18 protein-coding genes are annotated in these 25654 nt (G+C 63.4%); 9 read left to right on the top strand and 9 right to left on the bottom strand.

All coding sequences use genetic code 11. The features are described 5' to 3' along the window. Nucleotides 1-76 precede the first annotated feature (76 nt). Nucleotides 77-5686, bottom strand: a complete 5610-nt coding sequence (locus VQ575_RS27230) for a putative Ig domain-containing protein (protein WP_411829946.1) — start codon at nucleotides 5684-5686, stop codon at nucleotides 77-79. Between the two features lie 307 nt (nucleotides 5687-5993). Between VQ575_RS27230 and VQ575_RS11220 the strand changes: the two genes are divergently transcribed. From VQ575_RS11220 to hemN, 3 genes are all read left to right on the top strand, one after another. After that, complete coding sequence (locus tag VQ575_RS11220) at nucleotides 5994-6437, top strand: CopD family copper resistance protein (protein ID WP_039591201.1); 444 nt, start codon at nucleotides 5994-5996, stop codon at nucleotides 6435-6437. 84 nt (nucleotides 6438-6521) lie between these two features. Further along, complete coding sequence (locus VQ575_RS11225; protein ID WP_325919674.1) at nucleotides 6522-7886, top strand: oxygen-independent coproporphyrinogen III oxidase; 1365 nt, start codon at nucleotides 6522-6524, stop codon at nucleotides 7884-7886. Continuing rightward, nucleotides 7886-9274 (top strand): oxygen-independent coproporphyrinogen III oxidase, encoded by a 1389-nt coding sequence (gene hemN, locus VQ575_RS11230; protein ID WP_039591199.1) that lies wholly within the window; start codon nucleotides 7886-7888, stop codon nucleotides 9272-9274. Before VQ575_RS11225 ends, hemN begins: the two co-directional genes overlap by 1 nt. A 42-nt stretch (nucleotides 9275-9316) precedes the next feature. Here hemN and VQ575_RS11235 read toward each other — a convergent pair whose 3' ends face one another. Next, nucleotides 9317-11953, bottom strand: coding sequence for an excinuclease ABC subunit UvrA (locus VQ575_RS11235; RefSeq protein ID WP_325919675.1), 2637 nt, complete (start codon nucleotides 11951-11953; stop codon nucleotides 9317-9319). Nucleotides 11954-12266: 313 nt separating this feature from the next. Between VQ575_RS11235 and nosR the strand changes: the two genes are divergently transcribed. The 6 genes from nosR to VQ575_RS11265 are packed head-to-tail and all read left to right on the top strand — an operon-like array spanning nucleotide 12267 to nucleotide 20042. Next, a complete protein-coding gene (gene nosR, locus VQ575_RS11240; RefSeq protein WP_411829947.1) occupies nucleotides 12267-14432 on the top strand; it encodes a transcriptional regulator NosR in 2166 nt (721 codons plus the stop codon). Between the two features lie 54 nt (nucleotides 14433-14486). Beyond that, complete coding sequence (nosZ, locus tag VQ575_RS11245) at nucleotides 14487-16406, top strand: TAT-dependent nitrous-oxide reductase (RefSeq protein ID WP_198723187.1); 1920 nt, start codon at nucleotides 14487-14489, stop codon at nucleotides 16404-16406. A gap of 25 nt (nucleotides 16407-16431) precedes the next feature. After that, nucleotides 16432-17745, top strand: coding sequence for a nitrous oxide reductase family maturation protein NosD (locus VQ575_RS11250; protein ID WP_039591193.1), 1314 nt, complete (start codon nucleotides 16432-16434; stop codon nucleotides 17743-17745). Beyond that, nucleotides 17742-18659 carry an ABC transporter ATP-binding protein gene (locus VQ575_RS11255; protein ID WP_198723186.1) on the top strand — a complete coding sequence of 306 codons (918 nt, stop codon included), beginning with the start codon at nucleotides 17742-17744 and terminating at the stop codon, nucleotides 18657-18659. Before VQ575_RS11250 ends, VQ575_RS11255 begins: the two co-directional genes overlap by 4 nt. Beyond that, nucleotides 18656-19486: an ABC transporter permease gene (locus tag VQ575_RS11260; protein WP_039591191.1), complete on the top strand. Its 831-nt coding sequence runs from the start codon at nucleotides 18656-18658 to the stop codon at nucleotides 19484-19486. Before VQ575_RS11255 ends, VQ575_RS11260 begins: the two co-directional genes overlap by 4 nt. Before the next feature lie 28 nt (nucleotides 19487-19514). Next, nucleotides 19515-20042, top strand: coding sequence for a nitrous oxide reductase accessory protein NosL (locus tag VQ575_RS11265; RefSeq protein WP_039591190.1), 528 nt, complete (start codon nucleotides 19515-19517; stop codon nucleotides 20040-20042). 127 nt (nucleotides 20043-20169) lie between these two features. Here the strand turns inward: VQ575_RS11265 and VQ575_RS11270 are convergent, their stop codons facing one another. Genes VQ575_RS11270 through VQ575_RS11300 form a run of 7 tightly spaced genes read right to left on the bottom strand, consistent with a single transcriptional unit; the run spans nucleotide 20170 to nucleotide 25654 of the window. Next, nucleotides 20170-21666, bottom strand: coding sequence for a nitrite reductase (locus VQ575_RS11270; RefSeq protein ID WP_045156403.1), 1497 nt, complete (start codon nucleotides 21664-21666; stop codon nucleotides 20170-20172). Further along, nucleotides 21663-22505, bottom strand: coding sequence for a uroporphyrinogen-III C-methyltransferase (cobA, locus tag VQ575_RS11275; protein WP_039591188.1), 843 nt, complete (start codon nucleotides 22503-22505; stop codon nucleotides 21663-21665). Before cobA ends, VQ575_RS11270 begins: the two co-directional genes overlap by 4 nt. 43 nt (nucleotides 22506-22548) lie before the next feature. Next, a complete protein-coding gene (gene nirJ, locus VQ575_RS11280) occupies nucleotides 22549-23727 on the bottom strand; it encodes a heme d1 biosynthesis radical SAM protein NirJ (RefSeq protein ID WP_039591187.1) in 1179 nt (392 codons plus the stop codon). A gap of 27 nt (nucleotides 23728-23754) precedes the next feature. Continuing rightward, nucleotides 23755-24276, bottom strand: a complete 522-nt coding sequence (gene ahbB / locus VQ575_RS11285) for a siroheme decarboxylase subunit beta (RefSeq protein ID WP_045156406.1) — start codon at nucleotides 24274-24276, stop codon at nucleotides 23755-23757. Further along, nucleotides 24251-24694, bottom strand: coding sequence for an Lrp/AsnC family transcriptional regulator (locus VQ575_RS11290; protein ID WP_198723184.1), 444 nt, complete (start codon nucleotides 24692-24694; stop codon nucleotides 24251-24253). The genes ahbB (VQ575_RS11285) and VQ575_RS11290 overlap by 26 nt, the downstream gene beginning before the upstream one ends. Further along, a complete protein-coding gene (gene ahbB / locus VQ575_RS11295) occupies nucleotides 24687-25199 on the bottom strand; it encodes a siroheme decarboxylase subunit beta (RefSeq protein WP_325919676.1) in 513 nt (170 codons plus the stop codon). Before ahbB (VQ575_RS11295) ends, VQ575_RS11290 begins: the two co-directional genes overlap by 8 nt. Then, complete coding sequence (locus tag VQ575_RS11300; protein ID WP_039591181.1) at nucleotides 25196-25654, bottom strand: Lrp/AsnC family transcriptional regulator; 459 nt, start codon at nucleotides 25652-25654, stop codon at nucleotides 25196-25198. The genes ahbB (VQ575_RS11295) and VQ575_RS11300 overlap by 4 nt, the downstream gene beginning before the upstream one ends.

Here is a 25654-nt window from a genome sequence, read left to right on the forward strand (position 1 = left end):
TGGCGAGGGAGCAACCTCCCTCGCCACAAAGGCAGGTGGAACACAAGGGGCTGCATAGCAGCCCCAAAAAGCTCAATCAGGCAGTGAAGTCACTGGCATGCAGCTCCTTGACGCCCACCAGTTGCACTTCGAACTCGGCGGTGGCGTCCGCGTCGACGCTGCCGTAGAGGATGCCGTCGACAAAGCGCAGCTGGCCGGTGGCGTTGGCGTCGAAGGCGTTGCTGCCGATAAAGGTGAACGCATCGAGGGTGGCGGTCAGCGGGTTGGCGTCCAGGCCGGTGAAGTCCAGCTTGTCCAGCTCGGTGCTCTTGAAGCCGTTGATCACGTCCCGCGCCGCGCCGACGTCCATGTCCGACAGTGCGCCAAACGCGTAGGTGTCCGCGCCGGTGCCGCCGGTGAGGTTATCGGTGCCGGCGCCGCCGATCAGCCGGTCATCGCCGGAGCCGCCCACCAGGGTGTCGTTGCCCGCGCCGCCGTTGAGGATGTTCCCGGCGCTGTTGCCCGATAACGTATCGGCGTAGGCGCTGCCGGTCAGGTTCTCGATGAACTTCAAGGTGTCCAGCCCGGAACCCACGGTGTTCTGTTGCGCGGACGTCGAGAGGTTCACGGTCACCCCGGCCAGGGCTCGCTCATAGGAGACGGTGTCGTTGCCATCGCGTCCGTCGAGGATGTTGTCGCCGGCACCGGCGAACAGAATGTTGGCCAGCGCGTTACCGATCCCGTTGGCGGCGCCGGGGCTGTCGAGGTAGAGGTTCTCGACGTTGTTGCCCAAGGTGTAGGTCGCCAGGCTGCTGTGGACACTGTCGATCCCGCCCGACACCGGGTTGCTGCTGTTTTCGATCACGGTATCGCTGGCGTTGTCGACATAGTAGGTGTCGTCGCCGTCGCCGCCGCTCATGCTGTCGGCGCCTGCGGCTCCGTTGATCACGTTGTTGGCGACGTTGCCGGTGATGAAGTTGCGTCGCTCGTTACCGGTGCCGTCGATGTCCGAGACGCCGGTCAATACGAGGTTTTCCAGGTTGGCGCCGAGGGTCCAGCTGACCGAGGCCTGCACCGTATCGATCTGTGAGGTGGAGGTGTTGGTTTCCACCACGCTGTCGAACGCGTTGTCGACGATGTAGATGTCATTGCCATCGCCACCGGTCAACGTGTCGGCGCCCAGGTCACCGTCCAGCGTATCGTTGCCGGAGCTGCCCACCAGGGTATCGGCCTGGTCGGTGCCGGAAATCATCCCGCCTTCATTCTGCGCGCCGTCGAAAATGTCCTGCACGCTGTTGTTGTCGTTGGGGTTGCCCTGGAAACCGAGGTCATCGGCGATGTAGTCCGCCAGGCGCTGGCCGACGATTTCCGCTGATTCCTCGTGCAGGTGCCAGACGTCGTCGGGGTAGACCAGCGGGTCCACTTCATAGCGCAAGGGCAGGTCGTCATAGTCCACCGCCAGTTTCACGTCGGCGCGCTCGGCGGCGATAGCTTCCTGGGTGGCGCGGACATAGCCCACGCCCTCGACGATGGCGGCGATTTTTTCCTCCGAGTAGCCACGGGCGCGTGCGGCGTCCTGCTCGTAGTGGCCGGTCTCCATCATGTATACGGTGAAATTGCCGAACTGGGCGTGCAGGTAATCGAAGACCTTCAGTGTCGCCGCCTTGTAGGCCGCCGCGGCGGCTGCCTTGTCGGTTGAGCGGGCGATTTCCTGGGCGGCTTCCTCGCCCTGGCCCCAGATGATGCCCATGGTCACGTTGTCGATGGACTTCAGTTCGGTGAGCTGGTCGCGCAACAACGTCACGGCCCGCAACAGCGCCGGCCCCGGTTGGTTGGTGTCGGTCAGCCACCAGCACAATTTCAGTTCCTCGGCCCCCAGCGTCGACAAGCCGTTGACCGTGCTGCCGCCCACGGCAATGTCGATGCCGTTGCCGTCGGCATCGTTGAACTGGCTGCGCACGTCGTAGGTGGTGTACTTGCTCAGGTCGTTGACCAGCATCGAGGTGCCGGATTGATCGTCGTCCTCGCTCATGCGCAGCAGGCGCGCGTTGGACTGGCCGAGGGTCGGCAAGTAAAGGATGTCTTGCTGGGCGCGTTCGTCGAAGACGAAGTCGCTGGCGGTCAGGGTGTTGAGGTAGTTGCCGTTCAGGGCGATCTCGAAACGGTTGCCATCGGCGTCGGCCTGGCTGGACTTGACATAGGTCTTGTCGCCCGCCGCGTTCAAGGTCATGTAGAGCGTGCCGTTGCTGCCGTCGCCGAGACCAAGGAAGCCCAGGCCGGACACGTCGATCTTGTCCACGCCCACGGTGAAGTCATAGATCGTGTCCGTGGCCGTGACGCCGCCGGTGTCGTAGTCCCGGTAGCTGTCGGACAGGTTGTTGTAGCGGAACGTGTCGGCGCCGTCGCCGCCATACAGCGAATCGCGCCCGGCGCCGCCGTCGACGATGTCCGCGCCGGTGCCGGCCTTGATGGTGTCGTTGCCGCCGAGCCCGAGGATCAGATCGGCGCCTGCCGTGCCGTTGAGGCTTTCTGCGTTGGCCGTACCGGTGATGGTGTTGGCCGGCGCATCGGCGACCACCAGGGCGAAGCTGTCGCTGACCGAGGCACCCGAGGGATCGGTGGCCTTGATCAGTACATCGTAGTTGCCGGCGGCGGTGCTGGAGGGTGTGCCGCTGAAGGTCAGGTTGGTGGCGTTGAACGCCAGCCATGAGGGCAGGGGGCTGCCGTTGGCGAGGGTCGCGGTGTAGGTCAACACATCCTGGTTGGCGTCGCTGAAGCTGTTGCTGGCGACGGTGTATTGGAACGGCGTGCTTTCGCTGGCGTTCTGGTCCAGGAGCGGGATGACCACCACTGGCGCCACGTTGGTCGGGGTGTTCTGGTCGGCGAAGACAAAGTGATTGGCCGTCAGGCTGCTGACGAGGTTGCCCGCCATAGAAATCTCGAAGCGGTTGCCGTTGGCATCGACCGTGAGGTCCTTGAGGTAGGTGCGGTTGGTCGAGGAACTGTAAGTGACCTGCAGCGTGCCGTTGAGCCCGTTGCCCAGGCCGGTATAGCCCAGGGCCGCGACGTCGATCTTGTCGGCGGCCACGTCGAAATCGAGGATCTGGTCACTGGCGCTGGTGGAACTGGTGCGGTAGCTGTCGAGTTTGGAGGTGTAGCGAAACACATCGGCGCCCGTGCCGCCGGTGAGTTTGTCCACGCCAGTGCCGCCCACCAGGATGTCGTTGCCGGCGGCGCCGTTGATCGTGTCGTTGCCCGCGCCGCCGAAAATCTGCTCGTTGGCGACCGTGCCGGTCAGCGTGTCGTTGTTCGGCGTGCCGTTGATCACGACGGACGAGGGCACGTCTTGCACGGCCAGGGTAAAGCTGTCGCTGACGGTGGCATTGCTGCCGTCGGTTGCGGTGACCTGGATCGAATAGGTGCCCGAAGCCGTGTCCGGCGGAGTACCGCTGAAGGTGCGCGTGGCGGCGTCGAACGTCAGCCAGCTGGGCAGGGCGCTACCGTCGGCCAACTTGGCGGTGTAGCTGAGGCTGTCGTTATCGGGGTCGGTGAAACTGGTGGCCGGGACCACGTAGTTGAAGGGCGTTTTTTCGGTGGCGTTCTGGTCCAGCAACGGCGTGGCGACGACCGGTGCCTGGTTGGTCGGCGACGAGGTGGCGAAGACGAAGTTGGCGCTGGTCAGGGTGTTGAGGTAATTACCCTCCAAGGCCACTTCGAAGCGGTTGCCATTGGCGTCGGCTTCGAGGGATTTGACGTACGTCTTGGTGCCCGCGCTGTTGAGCACCAGGTAAACCGTATTGTTCTTGCCGTCGCCCAGCCCGGTGAAGCCCATGGCGGAAAGGTCGATCTTGTCGGCGGCGACGTTGAAGTCGGTGATCACGTCGCCCAGGTTCGCGCCGCCGGTATTGTAGTTGCGGTAGCTGTCCAGCCGGTTGGAAAACACGAAGGTGTCCGCCCCGGTCCCGCCCGTGAGGGTGTCCATGCCGGCGCCGCCGTCGAGCTTGTCGTCACCCGCGCCACCACTGAGGCTATCGTTGCCCGCGAGGCCGAGCAGGGTGTCGGCGGCGTCGCTGCCCAGCAACGAATCGCTGCCGGTGGTGCCAGTGATCACTCGGTTGAAGATGAAGTTGTTGGCCGTCAAGGTACTCGTCAGGTTGCCCGAGAGAATCAGCTCGAAGCGATTGCCGCTGGCGTCGGCGTCGTAGTCCTTGATGTAGGTGCGGTCGCTGCTGGCGTTGTAGCTGACCTGCAAGGTGCCGCCACGGCCGTTGCCCAGCCCGGTGAAACCGAGGCCCGCGAGGTCGATCTTGTCCTGGGTCACATCAAAATCGGTGATGGTGTCGTCGAAGCTCGCCGTTGCATTGCGATAACTGTCGGACTGGCTGGTGAAACGGAACATATCGGCACCGGTGCCGCCGGTGAGTTTGTCGATGCCCGCGCCACCCACCAGGATGTCGCTTCCGGCCCCTGCGTTGATAGTGTCGTTGCCGGCCGCGCCATAGAAAATCTCGCTGGCGCTGGTGCCCGTGAGAATGTCGTTGCCCGCAGTGCCTTGCACAGTGGTCATCGGCACCGTGGCGCTGACGTAGCTGCCGTCGCCATAGACCAGCGTGGCGCCCTTGCTGGTGTGGCTGATGGTGTTGGCGATGATGGCGTTGCGATCGGTGCCGTCCTCGTTGCGCTCGGCGACGCCGTAGGTGGACAGGTCGCTGCCACTGATGACGTTGCCCTGGATCAGGTTGTCGCTGCCGTTGAAGTATTTGCCGGACACCCCGAGGGTATCGTCGTAGGACTGGATGATGATTTCCGGCACGGCGCTGCCCAACGAGTTGTTGTTGAGCGTGTTGTCGAGCACGTCGACGTGGTTGCTGCCGTAGATGCGAATGCCGGCGCTGGCGTTGTCATGGATATCGACGCCGGTCACGGTCACTTCGCTGGACAGCTTGATCAGCACACCTTCAGCGCCGTTTCCGTATACCTCGCCGCCGGTGATGGTGATGTTGCTGGGGGAGGGGATGTCTTCGCTGCCGCGCTGCACCACGATGCCGTTGCCGCCGTTGTTATAGGCGACGTTGTTGGCGAGGGTGAAATCGTGCGTGCTGGTGACGACGTTGAAACCGTGGCGGTCGTTGTCGTAGGCGATGTTGTTTTCAAAGATGCTGTCGCTCAAGAAATCGGCGACAAAGCCATCCAGGCCATTGCCATGGGACACGCTGTTCTTGATGACCATGTTGACGGTTTGCTCGTGGGGGTCGAAGCCGTACCCGGAACAATCCTTGATCTCGACGCTGTCGAGGGTGACGTTGGAGTCGTAGCCTTCTTCGCCGGGAATATAACCGTTGAACCAGCCGTCCACCTTGCCGGTGGTGGCGTCTCGGTTGCCGTCGATGGTGAGGTTGCTGACCCCGAAATCGTGGGTCTCCTCGCCATAGGCCGAACGGATGATGCCGGTGATCTTCGTGTCCGAGCCATCGGCCAATTTGACCGTGGTGTCACCCATGCCGTCGCCGTACAGGTAGACGTTGCTCTTGAGCATCAGGCAGCCATCGGACGGTTCCTCGCCCCCCGAAACGATATAGGTGCCGGTCGGCATGTACACCTGCCCGCCGCCTGCGGCCGCTGCCGCATCGATTGCACTCTGAATGGCCGCCGTGTCGTCAGTGACGCCATCTCCTTTGGCGCCAAAATCTTGTACGTTGAAAATCATGGACTTATCTCCGTATTAGGCTAAGAACCTCGTTGGATGCCAATATTCCATCGGCGACCACGGTGTTATGACCCAACGGAGCGAAAAAGTTGTGACCGCGTATCGGTGAAGTGTCAAAAAACTGATAAACGGTTGCGCGGAGTTTGAAGTGTGTAACATTTCCTTGACGCTTTTCACGCAAAACGTTGATCCCTGTGGCAGCGGTGGTCTCCCGTGGCGTGGTCTTTCCTTGATTGGCATCAACCCCACCGCCAGGCCCGCGCGATACCCTCGAATAAACCATTCGCCCCGCCGAAAAAAGGCTGCCATGACCTATCCGCTGTTTCTGACCTTGCACCTGTTCGCCGCGCTGGTTTTCATCGGCACGGTGTTTTTCGAGGTGTTGTTTCTGGAGAGCATCCGCAAGCAATTGCCCAACAAAGTGATGGTGCTGCTGGAGCAGGGCATCAGCCGGCGCGCCCGGCAATTGATGCCGTGGGTGCTGCTGGTGTTGTTCGGTGCGGGCATCGCCATGGTCTGGCTGCGTTATCTTCCGGTGCTGGCGGCGCCGTCGCAGTCATCGTTCGGCATGTTGCTGGGGCTCAAGATCCTGCTCGCCGCCAGCGTATTGGGGCATTTTCTCTGGGCGATGTGGCTGTTCCGCAGCGGGCGCATGAATGGTCGTTACGTCCGGATCATCCATACCAGCGTGTTTGCCCACATGGTCGCGATTGTGCTGCTGGCCAAGGGCATGTTCTACCTCACCTGGTAGCCGTTGCCGGGCGCTTGATACAGGTCAAGGTGCCCGCACGGGATAAGCCCGACACTGTCGCCGCGCAGCCACTCGGAGATTGTCATGTTCGACCTGTTTCATACCCTCGGTGAGCGTGCCGCGGACCGTACGCCAGTGGCGGCGGATGTCGATTGCCCGGTCGGCACGGAGAGATTCCACGGCGGCATCGGTTCGCTCGACCTGCTCAGGGGCTTGCGCGGCAGCCGACAGAAACGTCGCCCGCTGTCCCTGAAGGTGCACTTGCCGTCGTGCTTGAGACTGGCATCCTGTTCACCGCTGGCCAGCGTATGCCAATGCGGCGAGATCGAAGGGTATCTGCAACGCCTGGCCTATGAAGTGGGGCTGGTCGCCTGCCACCTGGGCGCCGGGCGACGCGTCGAGCAGTTCTGCCTGACCGGCGGAACGCCGGTGATCATTCATCTGCAACGGCTGATGGACGACCTGCGCAAACGTTTCGACTTCTGCGAAAGCGGCGACCACAGCATCGAGGTCGACCTGCACCATACCGATTGGTCGACCATGGGGCAGATTCGCGACCAGGGTTTCACCCATGTCAGCATCGGCGTGCCCGACATTGGCCTCGACAACGAGCTGTCGGTGGATTGCTACCAGAACCCCGCACCGATCCATTCGTTGATCGATGCGGCGCGGACCTTCGGTTTCCGCTCGATCAACATCGACCTCGGCTACGGCCACGCCTGGCAGACGCCCCAGAGTTTCGCCCGCAAACTGGCCACGCTGATCGAGCTGGAGCCCGATCGCCTGCAGGTGTTCGACTATGCCCACGCACCTTATCGCTACCGTTCCAAAAGTGCCGGCGGGTACGGTGCTTTTTGCAGCGAGGCGGACAAGGACGCCATGCGCCGCAGTTGCTGCGATCAACTGCTCGGTGCGGGCTATCACTACATTGGCATGGGACAGTTTGTCCGGGCCGACGATGACCTGGCAGTCGCTCAGGAACATGGGCGGCTGCACCGCAACTGCCATGGGTTCACCCGTCACGGTTGCTGCGATCACGTGGGGTTCGGCCTGGCGGCGATCACCCAGATCGAAGATTTATACGTGCAGAACACCGCTGATCTGTTGCAGTACTGCCGGCTACTCGATGCTGGGCAACTGCCGGTGTGCCGTGGCTGGCGCTGCGAAGCGCAGGATCAGATCAGGCTCACCGTCACCGAACAGTTGTCCTGTGACCTGGAGCTGGAAATACCCGCCATCGAAGCACGTTTCGGCCTGGTGTTCCGCGAGTATTTCGCGGACATCTGGCCGTTGCTGGAGCAATTGCATGCTCAGGGATTGATCGAGCTGTCGAGCCGTTTCATCGGCATCCTGCCCGCCGGGCGCCTGAGCGTGGATGCGATCTGCAACCTGTTCGACTCCGTGCCGGTTAACGCAGGCCCAAACTCCTTTGAAAAGTTGAACCCTTGATGAATGCTCCCTGTGCTTTCAACCGCGCCCTGGTCGAAAAATACGATCGTCCGGGGCCGCGCTACACCTCCTATCCCACCGCGCCGCAGTTTCACTCGGCGTTCGCCATGGATGAATACCACCAGGCTGCCCAGCGCAGCAACCAGGTTCCGGTGCCCAAGCCGTTGTCGGTGTACATCCATATCCCGTTCTGCCAGAGCCTTTGTTATTACTGCGCCTGCAACAAGATCATCACCCGCAAGACCCACCGCGCCGCCGAATACCTGAGTTACCTCAAGCGCGAAATTGCCTTGCAAGCGGCGTTGTTCGACCGCTCGCGCAAGCTGACCCAACTGCACCTGGGCGGTGGCACGCCCACCTATCTGACCCACGGGCAACTGGCCGACCTGATGGATTGCCTGCACCAGTCGTTCAACATGGACGACAGCGACGCCCACGAGTTCTCCATTGAGGTCGATCCGCGCACGATCGATGCCGAGCAAGTCCAGGGCTTGCGGCAGCTAGGGTTCAATCGCCTGAGCTTCGGCATCCAGGATTTCGACGCGCAGGTGCAGGCGGCCGTCAACCGCATACAAAGCGAAGCGCAGGTCGCCGAGCTGGTGGCGGCCGCACGACGGGCGCGGTTCAAGTCGGTGAGCGTCGACCTGATCTATGGCCTGCCACTGCAAACCATCGCCAGTTTCGACGTCACCCTGGGCAAGATCATCGCCCTGCGCCCGGACCGGATCGCGGCCTACAGCTATGCGCATTTGCCGCAGCGGGTGAGGGCGCAGCGGATGATCCGTCCCGAAGACATGCCGCCGCCCGAGCGCAAGCTGGAACTGCTGGAGCTGACCATCAATCGCCTGACCGCGGCCGGTTACGTCTACGTGGGCATGGACCACTTCGCGCTGCCGGACGACGAGCTGGTGCGCGCCCGTGCCGAGGGTTCGTTGCAACGTAATTTCCAGGGTTACTCCACCCACGCCGACTGTGACCTGATCGGCCTGGGCGTGTCCTCGATCGGCAAGGTCGGTGACAGCTACAGCCAGAACGTCAAGGAGCTTTCGCAGTATTACGCGCGCCTGGACCAGGGCTTGTTGGCGGTCCAGCGTGGTTACCGGCTGAGCGATGATGATCGCTTGCGGCGCGAGGTGATCAGCGAACTGATGTGCCATGGACGGATTGATTTCGGCCGGGTCGAGGCTGCTCACGGCATTCGTTTTGCCGATTATTTTGACGAGGCGCTCGACCGGCTCCAGGAACTCGTGGGTGATGGGCTACTGGACATCCGCAACGATTCGCTGGTGCTGCTGCCCCAAGGACAGCTGATGATGCGCAACGTAGCCATGGCCTTCGACGCGTATCTGGCGGGGGAGCAGACGGTGCAGTATTCGCGTACGGTCTGATGCACCGGCTGCTAGTGGGTGGGACGGCTCTCGCCACAGGGCTCAGCGCAGGGCGTTTCTCAGGAACGGCGCCGTACGGCTCTCCTCGCAAGCCGCCACCACCTGCGGCACGCCACTCACCACGACCTGCCGACCCTGTGTCCCAGCCCCTGGCCCGATGTCGATGACCCAGTCGCTCTGCGCCACCACCCGCATGTCATGTTCCACCACGACCACGGTATGGCCTTCGTCCACCAGGCGATTGAGCTGCACCAGCAGGCGATCCACGTCCTGGGGGTGCAGGCCATTGGTGGGCTCGTCCAGCACGTACAGCGTCGCGCCCCGGGCCTTGCGTTGCAGTTCCGTTGCCAACTTGATTCGCTGGGCCTCGCCGCCGGACAGTTCGGTGGCCGGTTGGCCCAGGCGCAGATAGCCCAGGCCGATGTCCTTCAGCACTTGTAGCGAACGCCTGGCTGGCGCTTGCTCGGCGAAGACTTCCAGGGCCTGGTTGACCGTCAGTTGCAGCACTTGGGCGATATCCAGGCCTTGCCAGGTCACTTGCAGGGTCTGGGGGTTGTAGCGGGCTCCGTGGCAGGTCGGACAAGGGGCGTACACGCTGGGCATGAACAACAATTCCACGCTGACGAAGCCTTCGCCCTCGCACGTTTCGCAGCGGCCCTTGGCGACGTTGAAGGAGAAACGGCCGGCATCGAATCCCAGTGCCTGCGCCTGTTCCGTGGCGGCGAAGAGCTTGCGCACGTGATCGAACAATCCGGTGTAGGTGGCGAGGTTGGAGCGCGGCGTGCGGCCGATGGGTTTCTGATCGACCTGGACCAGTCGCTTGATCCCATCGAGCCCGGCGGTGACGCGGCCACCGCTGGTTTGCACCGGTTCGTCTTCCAGGCTTTGTTCCTCGGCCTCGGCGTTGTTGCTTGGCTGGCCCAGGTGGGCGCCGACCAGATCCAGCAACGCCTGGCTGACCAGGCTGGACTTGCCGGAGCCGGAAATACCGGTGACCGCCGTGAAGCAGCCCAGGGGAAACGCCGCGCTGAGGTTGTCGAGGTTGTTGCGGGTAATGCCATCCAGGCGCAGCCAATCCTCGGGCTTGCGTGGGGAGCGCGCGGTGGCGTGTTCTTCGGCGAACAGGTAGGCGCGGGTGCGTGACTCCGACACCTGCCCAAGGCCTTCTGGTGGACCGCTGTAAAGAACCCTGCCGCCTTGCTCGCCCGCGTCGGGGCCGACGTCGATCAGCCAGTCGGCGCGGCGCATGGTGTCCAAGTCGTGCTCGACCACGAACACCGAATTGCCTGCCGCTTTCAATCGCTGCAAGGCACCGAAAAGCGCTTCACTGTCGGCCGGGTGCAGGCCGGCGGAGGGTTCGTCCAGCACATAGATCACCCCGAACAATTGGGAGTTGAGCTGGGTCGCCAGGCGCAGGCGCTGCAGCTCGCCGGAGGACAGCGTCGGCGTGCTGCGTTCCAGGGCCAGGTAGCCGAGGCCCAGGTCGATCAGCGTGACGATGCGCTCCAGCAGCTCGGCGGCAATGCGCTGGGCGGCCAGGCGTTTTTCCAGGGACAGGTTGGGCGTGTGGCGCGCGTCCGGCCCGCCCGCGTGCGGGTTGTCGCCCCTGGCCGCGCGCTGTTCGCGGGCTTCGCGGGTCTGGCGGTGAGTGAGCACATTGCCCGGCTCTTCGGGCTGCTCCAGATAGTCGGGCGCCGCGACGGCCGTGAGCACTTCGGCCAACGCCAACAGCGATAGATTGGACAACTCGGCGATGTCCAGCCCGGCGAAGGTGACGGTCAGCGCCTCGCGCTTGAGGCGCTTGCCTTCGCACGCCGGGCAGGGGCTGGCGCGCATGTATTGGGCCACGCGCTTGCGCATCTGCGCGCTTTGCGAATGCATGAAGGTGTGTAACAGGTAGCGTCGGGCGCCGCTGAACGTGCCCTGGTAGCTGGGTTCGAGTTTGCGCTTGAGGGCTTCGCGGGTCTGGGCCGGGGTGAGCCCGGCGTACACCGGGACGGTGGGGGTTTCTTCGGTGAAGAGAATCCAGTCGCGTTGTTTCTTCGGCAGGTCGCGCCAGGGAATGTCGACGTCATAGCCGAGGGTGACCAGGATATCCCGCAGGTTCTGCCCCTGCCACGCCATGGGCCAGGCGGCGACGGCGCGTTCGCGGATGGTCAGCGAAGGGTCGGGGACCATGGTGGCCTCCGTCACTTCATAGACCCGCCCCAAACCATGGCATTGCGGGCAGGCGCCCTGGGGGGTGTTGGGCGAGAAATCTTCGGCATAGAGCATCGGCTGGTCGGCCGGGTAGCTGCCGGCGCGGGAATAGAGCATGCGGATCAGGCTCGACAACGTGGTGACGCTGCCCACCGAGGAACGCGCACTCGGCGTGCCGCGCTGCTGCTGCAAGGCGACCGCCGGCGGCAGGCCTTCGATGCTGCCCACGTCCGGCACGCCGACCTGGTCGATCAATCGCCGCGCATAAGGTGCGACCGACTCGAAATAACGCCGCTGGGCTTCGGCATAAAGCGTGGAGAAGGCCAGCGAGGATTTGCCGGAACCGGACACACCGGTGAACACCACCAGGGCATCGCGAGGGATGTCCACGTCGACGTTCTTGAGATTGTGCTCGCGGGCGCCACGCACCCGCACGAAGCCGGTGCCGGCTGTAGAAGCAGGTGTGGAACGTGGAGGCATCGGGGATTCCTTGTGGCTATCGGTGCGTTACGCGCGGTGGGGAGCGGACTGCATCACAGCGCTGACCATTATGCGACCGGGTTTGACCGCTTGCGTGCGAAAAGAATTTACTCCGGGCGCGGCAGATGACGAAAGCGTTGCAGGTGAAAATGGGACCAAGTCCTGCCGTTCGCGCCGAACCGCTTCCTCGCCACGGTCGGGTGTGTAGAACCGTCGCAGCTGGTTTTTTGCCAAGTTGATTTCAATCAAGGGCCCAGGCCAGGGGCGGGTCGCAGAATGAGCGCCAAGATCCTGTAATCAAGCCCTGGCGCTCATGACCCGTCCCGTTGCGATGCTGCACCCATTCCGTTCCTGGATTCCCGGGCTGTTCCTTCTACTGCTGATGTTCGCCGCCATCGTCCAGGCCAAGGACTACGGTGAAGTCCAGCAACAGCGCATCCACCATGTCCTGGGCCCCGTCGATTCGATTTCCGAGCCCGAAGGCCCGTTCAAGGTTCGCAAACTCTCCGCCGCCGGCAAGGTCTTGGGCTACGTGTTCCAGAGCCTGGACGTGGTGGACATTCCGGCGTATTCGGGCAAGCCGATCAACGTCCAGGTCATTCTCGACCCTGCCGGTGTGATCCTCGATGCCTACGTACTGAAGCACCACGAACCGATCCTGCTGATCGGCATCGCCGAAGAAAAGCTCCACGCCTTCAGCGCTCGATACAGCGGCATCAAGGTCAACCAACGGGTGGTGGTGGGGCATTCCAGCGACCCGAATGCGGTGACAGTCGACGCGATCGCCGGCGCCACGGTGACGGCCATGGTGGTCAACGAAGTCATCATGCGCGCCGCCCATGACGTCGCGGTGTCCCTGGGCCTGGTCAAGGGCGATGCCGGATTGGCCGTGGCGCCGGCCCGCGTACGGGACGATTTCTACCAGCCTGCCGATTGGGCCACGCTGACGGGCAACGGCGCTGTCCGTCGCCTGCACCTGACCCGAGGGGAGGTCGACGCCTCGTTCAAAGGCACCGAAGCCGAACAGGTCGAAACCGCCAGCGACGAGCAGGTGGACGACACCTTCATCGATCTCTACGTCACCCACCTCAACCCGCCCACCATCGGCCGCAATCTGCTGGGCGAGACGCAATACCGCGCGCTGATGGCCGAACTCAAGCCAGGCGAACAGGCGATCGCGGTGATGGGCAGCGGCCGTTATTCATTCAAGGGTTCGGGCTACGTGCGCGGAGGGATTTTCGACCGGGTGCAACTGCGCCAATCCGGCGACACCATCAGCTTCCGCGACCTGGATTTCCAACGCCTGGATGACGTCGCCGCCGACATGCCGGACTTCGACGAAATGGCGATCTTCACGATCCGCGCCTCCCATCGCTTCGACCCTGGCGCGCCGTGGAGCCTGGAACTGTTGGTGCGGCGCCAGACCGGCCCGGTCAGCGGCACATTCAGCAGTTTCGAACTCGGCTACCAACTGCCCGAGCTCTACCTCGAGCGACCTTTGCCGACGGCCGAGCAACTGGCGGCGGCCGAAGAAGCCAGCCGGCCGATGTGGCTGACCCTCTGGTACCAGAAAAGCGTCGAAATCGGCGTGCTCGGCGCGGCGTTGCTGGTACTGACGGCGATCCTGTTTTTCCAGGACTCACTGGCCCGACGGCCAACGCTGCTGCACTGGGTTCGCCGTGGATATCTGGTGTTCACCGTGGTGTTTCTCGGTGGCGTCGCGCTGGCGCAGTTGTCGGTGGTCAACGTGTTGACCTTTGTCCACGCGTTGTTCGAGGGCTTTCGCTGGGAGCTGTTTCTCACCGACCCGCTGATCTTCATTCTCTGGGTGTTCACCGCCGCCAGTATCCTGCTCTGGGGGCGCGGGGTGTTCTGTGGCTGGCTGTGCCCGTTCGGCGCGCTGCAGGAATTGATCAACGAGCTGGCACGCAAGCTCAAGGTGCCGCAATACGAATTGCCGTTCGCCGTTCATGAGCGGCTGTGGGCGATCAAGTACATCATTTTGCTGGGGCTGTTCGGCGTCTCGCTGGAGTCAATGGCCACCGCCGAACGGCTCGCCGAGGTGGAGCCATTCAAGACCGCCATCACCCTCAAGTTCGACCGCCAATGGTGGTTCGTCGCCTACGCGGTGGGCCTGCTGGTGATCAACGTGTTCACCCGCAAAGTCTATTGCCGCTACGTCTGCCCGCTGGGCGCAGCCTTGGCGATGCCAACCCGGCTGCGCCTGTTCGACTGGCTCAAGCGCCGCAAGGAGTGCGGTAACCCGTGCCAACTGTGCGCCAAGGAATGCGAGATCCAGGCGATTCACCCCGATGGCCGGATCAATGCCAACGAATGCCATTACTGCCTCGACTGCCAGATGACCTGGCACAACGAAAACAAATGCCCGCCCTTGATCAACAAGCGCAAGAAGCGTGGCAAGCCAACCCCGTCCGACCCGCAACGAATCCCGGTGGTGCAGGTGGAGCTGACGCCTTGAGCGGCGCGCAAGACCTGGCCCTGACCGTTTCATCCTTCACGGAGCACACACAGCATGAGCGATAAAAAAATCCCGACGCCTGACGCAGTGCCAGAGCCCAGGGGCGTCAGCCGCCGCAGTTTCCTCGGCACTGGCGCGGTCACCGGCGCGGTGTTGGCCGGTGCCACCGCACTGGGGGCCGGCACGTTCACCCGCGAGTCCTGGGCGGCGGCAGCCAAGGAAGCCAAGTCCAAGGTCCACGTCGGTCCCGGCGAGCTCGACGAATACTACGGCTTCTGGAGCGGTGGCCATCAAGGCGAGGTGAGGGTGCTGGGCGTGCCGTCGATGCGCGAGCTGATGCGCATCCCGGTGTTCAACGTCGATTCCGCGACCGGCTGGGGCCTGACCAACGAGAGCAAGCGCATCCTCGGCGACAGCGCCAAGTACCAGAACGGCGACTGCCATCACCCGCACATCTCCATGACCGACGGCAAGTACGACGGCAAGTATCTGTTCATCAATGACAAGGCCAACTCGCGGGTCGCGCGCATTCGCCTGGACATCATGAAGTGCGACAAGATCCTCACCGTGCCCAATGTGCAGGCGATCCATGGCCTGCGCCTGCAGAAGGTCCCGCACACCAAGTACGTATTCGCCAACGGCGAGTTCGTGATCCCGCATCCCAACGACGGCAGCACCTTCGACCTGCAGGACAAGAACAGCTTCACGATGTTCAACGTCATCGATGCCGAGAAAATGGAGATGGCGTTCCAGGTCATCGTCGACGGCAACCTGGACAACACCGATGCCGACTACACCGGCAAATACGCTGCCAGCACCTGCTACAACTCCGAGAAGGCCTACGACCTGGGCGGCATGATGCGCAACGAGCGCGACTGGGTGGTGGTGTACAACATTCCGCGCATCGAGGCGGCGGTCAAGGCGGGCAAGTTCATCACCCTGGACGGCTCCAAGGTGCCGGTGGTCGACGGACGCAAAGTCAACGGCAAGGACAGCGAATTCACCCGCTACATCCCGGTGCCGAAGAACCCCCATGGCCTCAACACCTCTGCTGACGGCAAGTATTTCATCGCCAACGGCAAGCTCTCGCCGACGGTCTCGATGATCGCCATCGACCGCCTCGATGATCTGTTCAACGACCGCTACAAAGATCCGCGGGAAGTGATCGTCGCCGAACCGGAGCTGGGCCTGGGGCCGCTGCACACGACCTTCGACGGACGTGGCAACGCCTACACCACGCTGTTCATCGACAGCCAGGTGGTGAAGTGGAACATGGACGAAGCGATCCGTGCCTACAAGGGTGAGAAGGTCAACTACATCAAGCAGAAACTCGACGTGCAATACCAGCCCGGGCACAACCATGCGTCCCTGACCGAAACCAGCGAGGCGGATGGCAAGTGGCTGGTGGTGCTGTGCAAGTTTTCCAAGGACCGCTTCCTGCCCACCGGCCCGCTGCACCCGGAGAACGACCAACTGATCGACATCTCCGGCGAGGAAATGAAATTGGTCCATGACGGCCCGGCTTTCGCCGAGCCTCACGATTGCATCCTGGCCCGGCGCGACCAGATCAAGCCCCAGAAGATCTGGAGCCGCAACGATCCGTTCTTTGCCGACACCGTGGCCCGGGCGAAGAAGGACGGCATCAACCTGGAGACCGACAACAAGGTCATCCGCGACGGCAACAAGGTGCGGGTCTATATGACGTCCATGGCACCGGCCTACGGCCTGACGGAGTTCACCGTCAAGCAAGGCAACGAGGTGACCGTGACGATCACCAACATCGACCAGATCGAGGACGTGTCCCACGGTTTTGTCATGACCAACCACGGCGCGAGCATGGAGATCAGCCCGCAGCAAACGTCCTCCATCACCTTCATCGCCGACAAGCCTGGCCTGCATTGGTACTACTGCAGCTGGTTCTGTCACGCGCTGCACATGGAAATGGTCGGGCGCATGCTGGTTGAAAAGGCCTGAGTCATTCATCGAGGAGGCAGGTGCAATGACCGGGAACATGCCGCACGCAAACGCTCATCGAACGGTCATTGCACTGATGTTCTGCCTGTTGTCGGGCGGCGCGTCCAGCGCGCCGCAATCGATCATGGACCTGCCGTTGCAGGCCGAGGGCGACCAGCAATGGCGCCTGCCGGCCGGTGAGTACCGTGGCTCGTTCAGCATTGATCAAGCCATGACGCTCACCTGTGCGCCGGACGCGGTATTCCAGGGGCAGGGCGAGGGCAATGGTCTGGTCATCCGAGCGCCGAATGTCCAGGTCCAGGGTTGCACGTTCCTGGACTGGGGCCATGACCTGACAGCCATGAACGCCGCCGTCTTCATCCATCCTGCCGGCCAGGGCGCGGTGGTGCGGGCGAACCGCATGCAGGGCCAGGGCTTCGGCATCTGGGTCGATGGCACGCGGGACGTCAGCCTCATCGACAACCGCATCCAGGGCGACCCGGGCCTGCGGTCCCAGGACCGAGGCAATGGCATCCACCTCTACGCGGTGCGTGGCGCGCGGATCATCGGCAACCAGATCCGCGACACCCGCGACGGCATCTACATCGATACTTCCAACGGTAATCTGCTGCAGGGCAACACCCTGGAGGATTTGCGCTACGGCGTGCATTACATGTTCGCCAACGACAACCAACTGCTGGGCAACACCACCCGCCGCACTCGCACGGGCTACGCGCTGATGCAAAGCCGCCAGTTGACGGTGATCGGCAACCGTTCCGAACAGGACCAGAACTACGGGATCCTGATGAACTACATCACTTATTCGACCTTGCGCGACAACTTCGTCAGCGACGTGCGCGATGGGTCCACCGGCGACACCATGATCACCGGCGCCGAGGGCAAGGCGCTGTTCATCTACAACTCGCTGTTCAACCGCATCGAAGGCAATCGTTTCGAGCGCAGCGCCGTGGGCATCCACCTCACCGCCGGCTCGGAGGACAACCGCATCGCCGGCAATGCCTTCGTCCATAACCAGCGCCAAGTCAAATACGTCGCCACCCGGTTGCAGGAATGGTCGGCGGACGGGCGCGGTAATTACTGGAGCGATTACCTGGGCTGGGACCGCAACAGCGATGGGCTGGGCGACGTCGCCTATGAACCCAACGATAACGTCGACCGGCTGCTGTGGCTGTATCCCCAGGTTCGCTTGCTGATGAACAGCCCGGGCGTCGAACTGCTGCGCTGGGTGCAGCGGGCGTTCCCGGTGATGAAATCCCCCGGGGTGATGGACAGCCATCCGCTGATGCAGGCGCCCATCCAACCCCTTCAACGCAACGTTGCCCAGGAGGACGCGTCTTGAACGTCGTCGAAATCGAAGGCGTCAGCCAGCGTTATGGCGACGTCGCCGTGCTGCACGGGCTTGACCTGACCCTGGCCCAGGGCGAAGTGCTCGGCCTGTTCGGCCACAACGGCGCGGGCAAGACCACCACCATGAAATTGATTCTTGGGCTGCTGCAGCCCAGCTCGGGAGAGGTGCGGGTCTTCGGCCGTGAGCCCAGCGACCCGAATGTGCGGCGAATGCTTGGTTACCTGCCGGAGAACGTCATGTTCTATCCGCAGTTGAGCGGGCTGGAAACGTTGCAGCATTTCGCCCGGCTCAAGGGCGCGGCACCTACGCAGGTCGAGCGCTTGCTGGAGGAGGTGGGGCTGGCGGGCGCGGCGAAACGTCGGGTGCGCACCTACTCCAAGGGCATGCGCCAGCGCCTCGGCCTGGCCCAGGCCTTGCTCGGCCAGCCGCGCCTGTTGCTGTTGGACGAACCGACTGTGGGCCTGGATCCCATTGCCACACAGGACCTCTATCAATTGCTTGATCGCCTGCGCTGGCAGGGCACCAGCATCATTCTTTGCTCACACGTCTTGCCGGGTGTGGAGGCGCACATCAACCGCGCCGCGATTCTCACCAGGGGGCGGCTGTTGGCCCTGGGCAGCCTGGCGCGTTTGCGCGAGGACGCGGGACTGCCGACGCTGATCCGCGCGTCGGGTCTTTCCCGCGCCGACTGGCTGCGCCAGCACTGGCGCAGTGAAGGGCACGTCACCCAGGGCTGGGGCGCCGAAGGGGTGCAGGTGTCTGCGCCGGACGGCAGCAAGTTGCTGTTGCTGCGCCAGTTGCTGGCCCAGGACGACCCGACGGATGTGGAAATCACGCCACCCTCGCTGGAAGATCTGTATCGCCACTTCATGAACCGCGCTGCGATCGAGGAGACCGGCCAATGAACCCGATCTGGAACATGGCCCGCAAGGAACTCAGCGACGGCCTTCGCAACCGCTGGCTGCTGGCGATCAGCTTGTTGTTCGCGGTGCTGGCGATCGGCATCGCCTGGCTCGGCGCGGCGGCGTCCGGTCAATTGGGCTTCACCTCGGTGCCGGCGACGGTGGCGAGCCTGGCCAGCCTGGCGACATTCCTGATGCCGTTGATTGCCTTGCTGCTGGCCTACGACGCGATTGTTGGCGAGGACGAAAGCGGCACGTTGTTGCTGTTGCTGACCTACCCGTTGGGGCGTGGGCAGCTGTTGTTGGGCAAGTTTGTCGGCCACGGCCTGATCCTGGCACTGGCGACCCTGATTGGCTTCGGCTGCGCGATGTTGGCCATCGCGGTGCTGGTCGATGACGTGGAGCTGAGCCTGCTGCTCTGGGCCTTCGGCCGTTTCATGCTGTCCAGCACGCTGCTGGGTTGGGTGTTCCTCGGATTGGCCTATGTGCTGAGTTGCCTGTCGGCGGAAAAATCCACCGCGGCGGGGTTGGCGCTGGGGGTGTGGTTTTTCTTCGTGCTGGTGTTCGACCTGGCGCTCCTGGCGTTGCTGGTAATGAGCGAGGGCCGGTTCAGTCCGGACTTGTTGCCTTGGCTGTTGCTGTTGAACCCCACCGATGTGTATCGCCTGATCAATGTGTCCGGGTTTGACGCCGCGTCCAACGGCGCAGGCGTGCTGACGCTGGGTAGCGATTTGCCGGTTGCCGGGTCGCTGCTCTGGCTGTGCCTGGGGTTGTGGTTGGTGGTGCCGTTGTGGCTGGCCTATCGGTTGTTCAATCGTCGACGTCCATGAATGTCTGATCTTGATGAGGAAGCATGTGATGAACAGGGTTTATTTCAAGGCGAGCCGTGTCCTGGCCGGGGTTTTGATGTGCCTGGCGCTGGTGGCCTGCGACAAGGTCCAGTCGCCGCCGGCAGCCCAGGCGGGGTTGGCTTTTCATCCCGGGGATGAATGCCATGTGTGTGGCATGGTCATCAGCGATTTTCCCGGGCCCAAGGGCGCGGCGGTCGGTGCCGGCGGGACGAAGAAGTTTTGCTCACCGGCGGAAATGCTCGGCTGGTGGCTGCAACCGGAGAATCATCGCGCCGACGTGAAGCTGTACGTCCACGACATGGGCCACAGCCACTGGGACGCACCGGACGACGCTCACCTGATCGACGCGCGCACCGCCTACTTCGTGATCGGCTCCCGACTCAAGGGCGCCATGGGCGTGGTCCTGGCTTCGTTCTCCGACCTCGAGGCGGCACAAAAACTCGCCCACGAAGCCGGCGGCAAGGTCCTGCGCCTGGAGGACATCGACCAGAAGCTGCTCGGGCAGGCTGGCGCGATGTCATCGATGAGCCACTGACCGCTTTCGGGTGAAGAAGCAACACCATGGGGATAGGGTGGCCGGAAAAATGGATTATCGACGCCGCCCTTGTGGCGAGGGAGCTTGCTCCCGCTGGGTTGCGCAGCAGCCCCTCGGAACTGCGATGTCAGTGTGAGGTGCCCTCGGCAAATTCGATCTTGTTGCCCACGTTGTATTTGCCCGACGGCTTGTTCATCGGTAGGCGCTTGATCTCCTTCAGGGTGCTGCTGTCATAGACGATCAGCGCGCCGTCGGTGTCCCAGATGCTCAGCAGCAGGTAGCGGCCGTCGCGGGTGAATTCGACGTGGGCGGCGGTTTTGCCGGGCATCGGGCGCAGCGTGTGGGCAATTTCCAGAGTCTGCTTGTCGATGAGGTGGATGGCATCGTTGTCCGGGCCGAAGAACACGTCGGTCCAGGCATAGCGGGAGTTGGCATGGCTGCGCAGGAAGAAGCCCGGCCCGAGGGTGGGGATCTGCTTGATGACCTTCCAGGTGTCGAAGTCGATCACTGAAATCAGCCCCTTGCTGATGTTGGGCGTGGCGAATACCCAATGTCCGTCACGTTTCCAATAGGTGCCCGAGCCCAGATGCGGCATGCCCGGCAGCGCGATATCCGTGACGATCCGTCCGGTGTCGAGGTCGATCACTTGCCCTCCCTGGGCCTTGCGCGAGGTGGCGAGCAGTTGCCGATAATCCGGAGAGAAGGAGAAGTCATCCAGGTAATCCTCGGCCTCGATGCGCCTGGGCACAAAGTCCGGGTTCGGCCTGGTGGACACTTCCCAAACCTCTTTCACATCTTTCAACGCAACGATGAAGCTGTCCCGCGGTGGCGCCGTATAGACCGCGCTGACCCGCGATGCCTGGCCATCCAGCCCGACCGTTGCAACGGTCTTGACCAGCGACAGGTCACGGGCGTCGAGCACCACCAGGTTGCCCGGCAAGGTGTTGCCCACCAGCACCCAGCGGCCGTCCTTGCTCACTGCCAGATTACGGGTATTGAGCCCGGCGCGGACCTCGGCGATGAGCTTGAGGTTGTGCAGGTCGTACAGGCTGATCCAACCGTCCCGTGAGGCGAAGTAGACGAAACGGCCGTCCGGCGAGAATTTCGGCCCGCCGTGCACGGCAAAGTGCGAGGCAAAGCGCGCCAGCACCTCGAAGCGATCGCCGTCGACGATATCGACGTGATGGTCGCCGGCCTCCACCACCACGAACAGGTTCAGCGGGTCGGCGTTGTGCTGGGGTTTGTCCGGCAGCGTGGCAAGATTCGCCAACAGGCGATGACTGCGACGGGTGTCGTCTTCGTTCCAGGTCGGCTCGACGGCGGGCGGGCGCTGGAGATAATGAGTCAGGCCATCGATCTGCGCGGCATCCAGTACGGTGCCGAACGCCGCCATTTGGCTGGCGGGGCGGCCGTTTTCGATGACCTGGCGGATTTCAGCGGGCTTGATCCGGCTCAGGCTCTGGGGCAATAGCGCCGGGCCGGCGCCGCCGATGCGATTGACGCCGTGGCATTGCTCGCAGTGCTGCTGATAGTTGCGCTCGGCCAGGTCCAGGTCCGGCCCGCTGACATCGGCACCGTTGGCCGCGCCTATCCACAGCATCGGCGTGAACCACCAGCCCTTCATGACGCCACCTTCGAGGCATAGGGTTGGGCCTGTGGCATCGGATGAATCCGTGCCGGATGCTGCACCGGCTGCTGGGCAAACAGGCCGACGACCTTGCCGATCACGGTCAGGGTGGGCAGCCCGTCGGCGCAGGCCTGGGCCATTTCCGGCAACTGCCCAAGTGTGCCGCGCAGCACCTGTTGGTCAGGGCGCGTGCCGTTGCTGATCAACGCTGCCGGCGTGTCGGCTGCGAGTCCAGCCTCCATCAAGCGCTCGGCAATGGTGCGCAGGTTCGACAAGCCCATGTAGAAGACCAGCGTCTGGCTGTCATCGGCCAGGCTTTGCCACGGCAAGTCCAGCTCACCGTCGCGCTGCAAATGACCGGTGATGAATCGGCAGGAGTTGACCAGGTCGCGATGGGTCAGCGGGATGCCGGCATAGGCGGTACAACCTGCCGCGGCGGTGATGCCGGGCACCACTTGGCAATCGATGCCACGAGACAGCAGGTATTGCAGCTCTTCAGCGCCACGGCCGAAGATGAACGGGTCGCCGCCCTTGAGCCGGACGACCCGCTGGCCCTGGTCCGCCAGATCGGCCAACAGTTGGTTGATCTGCGGCTGGGGCAGGCTGTGGCAACCGGCGGCCTTGCCGACATAATGCCGGGCGCAAGTCAGTGGGATCAGGCTGAGCAGTTGCGGGCTGATCAAGCGGTCGTAGACCACCGCGTCGGCTTGCATCAGCAGGCTCCAGGCCCGCAACGTCAGCAGGCCCGGGTCACCGGGGCCGGCGCCGACCAGGGCGACTTCCCCTGGTACGAAGGACGATTGCAGGGCAGCGGGCAAAACGATGGGGGCAGGCATGGGACTTCCTTGGTTCGTCATCAGGTTCGCCGTCGGCTTCGGGCTATATCGGTTGCAGTGCAACGCTGGGAATCGCGTGCACGCCGATTTCTTCATCGCTCAAGTGGCAACCGGGGTCTTGGCCCCACAAGTCACCGTCGGCCCAGGCGCGGGTGCGGGTGTTGCCGTTGCAGATCCCCAGCCAGCGACATTGGCCGCAGCGTCCCCCGACGGCGCGAGGGTGCTCGCGCAGCTTCAGGAGAAGGGGCTCGGGGCGGTCCAGCCAAAGGGACTTGAACGGCGTCCGGCGGACATTGCCCACCGAGTGCTGCCACCAATACGTGTCGGGATGCACCTCGCCGGTGTTGTCGATGTTGGCGATGCCGCTGCCCGAGGCATTGCCGCCCCAGGCCCGCAGCATCTGCTCCAGCGCGGTGGAGTGTTGGGGCAGGCACCGGGCGACCCAGTGCAGCAGCAGGATCGCATCGGCATCGTTGTTGCCGCTGACGAAATCGCTGTCGCGGCCGTGTTCGATGTCCGCCCAGGCACGCTGGAAAATCATATCCATGGCCTCGCGGCTCATCTGCTGATGGGCATCGAGCTTGCGGCTGCGCTTGCCGCGACCGCTGTAGTTGAGATGCGACAGGTAGAATTTCTGCACATCGTATTCGTCCATCAGCTCCAGCAGCCTGGGCAGTTGCAGATGGTTCTGCTGGGTCAGGGTCGTGCGCAATCCGACCCTGATCCCACGTTCGCGGCAGAGCCGGATCGCCGCCATTGAGCTGGCGAAGCTGCCCTTGAGCTGCCGGAATTCATCGTGGGTCGCTTCCAGGCCATCGATGCTGATGCCCACGTAATCAAAATTCGCCGCCGCGATCTGCTCGATATTGGCGGCATCGATCAGCGTGCCGTTGGTGGACAGGGCGACGAAGAAACCTCTGGCACGGGCGTAGGCGCTGAGCTGGAACAGGTCCTCGCGCAGCAACGGTTCGCCGCCGGACAGGATCAACACCCGCACCCCGGCGTCGTGCAGGTCGTCGATCACTTGCAGGGCTTCGGCCGTGTTCAGCTCATCGTGAAACACGCTGTCGGCGGAGGTTGCGTAGCAATGCTTGCAGGTCAGGTTGCAGCGCCTGAGCAGGTTCCAGATCACCACCGGTGCGCGCAGGCTGCCCGGGGGTGCGACGCGAGGGGCGGGGCATTGCCCGGCCAGGGCGCGCAGGTAATGGCTGATCCTCAACATAAGCGCTCCTTCGGTCGATGTGCAGGTTCAGCGCGCGGCCGGTGTCAGGCGCAAGCCGGTTTTCTTCAGGATCCGGCTGCTCACCAGCATGTCGTCGGCGGCGCAGGCATCCCCCAGCAGGTAACGCAGGTGGTCGCGGTAGCTGTCGATTTCTTCGCGACTGCGCCCGTGGACCATGGCGAACAGGTTGTAACGCCAGCCGGGGCGGCGCGGGCGGCGGTAGCAATGGCTGACGAAGGGCTGCGCGCCCAACAGCGCGCCGAGGCGCGGCATGTCGGTGTCGGCGACATCCCAGACGGTCATGCCGTTGTGGCGATAGCCCAGGCGATAATGGTTGGGTACGGCGGCGATGCGACGGATTGCGCCTTCGGCCTGCAGGCGCTTGAGCAGGTCGAGGGTGGACTCGACACTCAAGCCCAGTTGTTCGGCGAGCCAGCTCCAGGGATCTTCGAGCAAGGGCAGGCCGGCCTGGGTCAGTTCGACCAGGCGCAGGGCCAGCGGAGTTTCTTCCTGTTGCAATGAGTCAAACCGGGAAATACAAACCGACATGGTAGGTTTCCTCCTTGGGCAGGTTCAGCGGCACCAGGCCGGTCAGCCGTTCGATGCGCAGCAGGGTGTCGGCGATCGCCTGTTCGCTGGGGCAGGCAAGCACGAACCACATGTTCCAGGCGTGCTCGCGACGGTAGTTGTGGGCCACTTCGGGCAGGTCGGCGAGCAGCTCGGCGATGGTCTCGAAACGCGCTTCGGGCACGGCCAGGGCGGCGAGGGTGAACGCGCCGCCGAGGCGATCGATGTCGAACATCGGGCCGAAACGAGTCAGCACGCCTTCGTTGAGCAACTCATGCAGACGGTCGAGCAGCTCGGCGCTGTTGCTGTCCAGCTCGCGGGCCAGGTGCTCCCAGGGATGGCGCACCAGGGGCAAGCCCAGTTGCAGCCGGTTGATCAGGCGGCGGTCCAGGTCATCCATCGATCGAGGCTCCGGCCGGTGCGGCGAAACGTCCGCCGCATTGCTTGAACAAGTGCGTGCTGAACAACAATTGATGGGGCAGGTCATCCAGCAGATGTTCCTGGAGCAACGCCTGGACCTGGGCCTCGACGCGATCGCGCTGGCGTCCGTGAATCATGCAGAACAGGTTGTATTGCCACTGGGGCAGCCGTCGTGGGCGCTGGTAGCAGAGGCTGATGCCCGGTGCATGGCCGAGGCGTCGCCCGACTTCATCGACCAACGCATCCGGCACGTCCAGCACCAACATGGCATTGGCGGAAAATCCCAAGGCGCGGTGATTGACCACCAGGCCAACGCGGCGGAACAGGCCTTGCTCGTGCCATAGCCGTACTTGCTCGAGCACCTGCGACTCGCTGGCCTCGATCTGTTCGGCCAAGGCCTGGAAGGGACGCGGAGTCAGCGGCAAACCGGTTTCCAGCGAACGGCGCAGCGCCAGGGATTGTGGCTCGCTCAGGGCGGTGTTCATGGGGTGGCCTCCAGGGCAAAGCCCAGGTCGATGCGGTAGGCGGTGAGCATGGGCAGGTCCAGGGGCGTGAGGCCGGTGTCCTGCTCCAGTTCCTGGAGGATGTTGTCCAGGTGGGCGCGGTCGGGACCGGTCAGCACGAACCAGAGGTTGTAGCGATGCTCCCGTTCGTAGTTGTGATTGACTTCCGGGTACTGGCTGACGCGCCCGGCCACTTGATGCAAGCGCTCCGGCGGCACCGCGAGGGCGGCTAGGGTGCTGGCGCCGGCCCGGCTGTGTTCGAACACCGGACCGACCCTCGACAACGTCCCCGCCAGTTGCAGGTGTTGAAGACAGTCGATGACCTGGGTCTCGCTGCAACCGAGGGTTTCGGCCATGGCCTTGTAGGGTTCGGCACACAGCGGCATGCCGTGTTGGAAGCGGTCGATCAGGCGACGGGCGAGTGGGCTCGGTGTCAT

This window comes from Pseudomonas frederiksbergensis, from assembly GCF_035751725.1.
GTDB classification, from domain to species: domain Bacteria; phylum Pseudomonadota; class Gammaproteobacteria; order Pseudomonadales; family Pseudomonadaceae; genus Aquipseudomonas; species Aquipseudomonas frederiksbergensis_A.

Coding starts and splice junctions, on each gene's coding strand:
- nosZ (WP_198723187.1), top strand. CDS start 14,487: ATGAGCGATAAAAAAATCCCGACGCCTGACGCAGTGCCAGAGCCCAGG.
- hemN (WP_039591199.1), top strand. CDS start 7,886: ATGAATGCTCCCTGTGCTTTCAACCGCGCCCTGGTCGAAAAATACGAT.
- VQ575_RS11260 (WP_039591191.1), top strand. CDS start 18,656: ATGAACCCGATCTGGAACATGGCCCGCAAGGAACTCAGCGACGGCCTT.
- VQ575_RS11250 (WP_039591193.1), top strand. CDS start 16,432: ATGACCGGGAACATGCCGCACGCAAACGCTCATCGAACGGTCATTGCA.
- VQ575_RS11220 (WP_039591201.1), top strand. CDS start 5,994: ATGACCTATCCGCTGTTTCTGACCTTGCACCTGTTCGCCGCGCTGGTT.
- nirJ (WP_039591187.1), bottom strand. CDS start 23,727: ATGTTGAGGATCAGCCATTACCTGCGCGCCCTGGCCGGGCAATGCCCC.
- nosR (WP_411829947.1), top strand. CDS start 12,267: ATGACCCGTCCCGTTGCGATGCTGCACCCATTCCGTTCCTGGATTCCC.
- VQ575_RS27230 (WP_411829946.1), bottom strand. CDS start 5,686: ATGATTTTCAACGTACAAGATTTTGGCGCCAAAGGAGATGGCGTCACT.
- VQ575_RS11270 (WP_045156403.1), bottom strand. CDS start 21,666: ATGAAGGGCTGGTGGTTCACGCCGATGCTGTGGATAGGCGCGGCCAAC.
- VQ575_RS11290 (WP_198723184.1), bottom strand. CDS start 24,694: ATGGATGACCTGGACCGCCGCCTGATCAACCGGCTGCAACTGGGCTTG.
- ahbB (WP_045156406.1), bottom strand. CDS start 24,276: ATGTCGGTTTGTATTTCCCGGTTTGACTCATTGCAACAGGAAGAAACT.
- cobA (WP_039591188.1), bottom strand. CDS start 22,505: ATGCCTGCCCCCATCGTTTTGCCCGCTGCCCTGCAATCGTCCTTCGTA.
- VQ575_RS11225 (WP_325919674.1), top strand. CDS start 6,522: ATGTTCGACCTGTTTCATACCCTCGGTGAGCGTGCCGCGGACCGTACG.
- VQ575_RS11265 (WP_039591190.1), top strand. CDS start 19,515: ATGAACAGGGTTTATTTCAAGGCGAGCCGTGTCCTGGCCGGGGTTTTG.
- VQ575_RS11300 (WP_039591181.1), bottom strand. CDS start 25,654: ATGACACCGAGCCCACTCGCCCGTCGCCTGATCGACCGCTTCCAACAC.
- VQ575_RS11235 (WP_325919675.1), bottom strand. CDS start 11,953: ATGCCTCCACGTTCCACACCTGCTTCTACAGCCGGCACCGGCTTCGTG.
- ahbB (WP_325919676.1), bottom strand. CDS start 25,199: ATGAACACCGCCCTGAGCGAGCCACAATCCCTGGCGCTGCGCCGTTCG.